The 352-nt window shown below is 43.5% G+C and carries 1 protein-coding gene; it reads left to right on the top strand.

From position 1 onward, the window contains the following. Nucleotides 1-7: 7 nt before the first annotated feature. Nucleotides 8-352, top strand: a 345-nt coding sequence (locus CWC11_RS22730; RefSeq protein WP_138684307.1) for a disulfide bond formation protein B, incomplete at its 3' end; no start/stop codon positions are given.

The raw sequence follows: 352 nt of genomic DNA, 5'->3' as shown, positions 1-352 counted from the left end.
CTCTATAATGAAGATTTCATCTTTTCATCTCTCTAGGCAATCTTGGGGATTGCTAGCACTATCCGCTGCTATTTTTGAAGCCGTTGCACTGTATTTCCAATACGGTATGGGTTTAGAGCCCTGCATTATGTGCATCTATCAGCGTTTTGCTATGTTGGGGTTATTAGCAGCTGGTTTAATCGGTATGATTTCTCCTCGCTCTTTCGCACTGCGTAGCCTCGCATTTGTTTCGTGGGGGGTAGGCAGTATTTGGGGTTATTTTATCGCCCGTGAACATATCAGTATGCAAACTACAACAGATCCATTTGCTTTTACCTGTGACTTTGTACCAAACTTTCCTGCGTTTATGCCG

It is taken from the genome of Pseudoalteromonas sp. S3178 (genome assembly GCF_005886985.1).
GTDB classification, from domain to species: Bacteria; Pseudomonadota; Gammaproteobacteria; order Enterobacterales; family Alteromonadaceae; genus Pseudoalteromonas; species Pseudoalteromonas carrageenovora.
This window is presented reverse-complemented; position numbering and strand designations above follow the sequence as displayed.